Source organism: Lactobacillus sp. A27 (genome assembly GCF_016742815.1).
GTDB lineage: Bacteria > Bacillota > Bacilli > Lactobacillales > Lactobacillaceae > Lactobacillus > Lactobacillus gallinarum.
Genome location: NZ_JAEHNT010000097.1, coordinates 1 through 498, shown reverse-complemented (window position 1 = coordinate 498; position 498 = coordinate 1). Strand labels below are relative to the sequence as shown.

General features: G+C 39.8%; 1 protein-coding gene. It reads right to left on the bottom strand.

The genetic code is table 11. The features are described 5' to 3' along the window. Positions 1 to 305: 305 nt before the first annotated feature. On the bottom strand, positions 306 to 498 hold a 193-nt coding region (locus JEM49_RS09270; protein ID WP_201874754.1), incomplete at its 5' end, for a zinc ribbon domain-containing protein.

Genomic DNA, 498 nt, shown 5'->3' with positions numbered 1-498 from the left:
AAGCACCAATTTAACCAATTAAATGTTAAATCAGTGCTTTAAAAGTCTAATATTAATTGTCAATGTCTTAACTTAATGACATTGCATTAATAGAATGCCTGCTCTTTGTTACTTAAATAAATCAGTCAACTACCCTAGACTGAAGTCTAGGGCTTAGTGGATCGTTAGCTTGCGCCAACCAGAACACCAACTTGCTTAGATACGGACTTGACTTACCAGCAGTAATCTTTTGACTATTGCCGATAGAGGTCGTCTAATTACCAAAGCCTTTTGAGTCCGTGAGTTGCTAGCGGACTGCAGCCTTTCTAAGCTGCTTCTTTTATTTTAGGATTCTGCCACTTGCCTAATCCTTTTTCTAGAATATTCACTGCCGCATTCCAATCGCGAATATGGTGCGTCTGACAGATTGGGCAAGTCCATTCCCGATCCTTAAGGGTTAATTTCTTATAGCTATTTTGTCCCATAATACTGCCACATTGATGGCATCTTTGGGTGGTG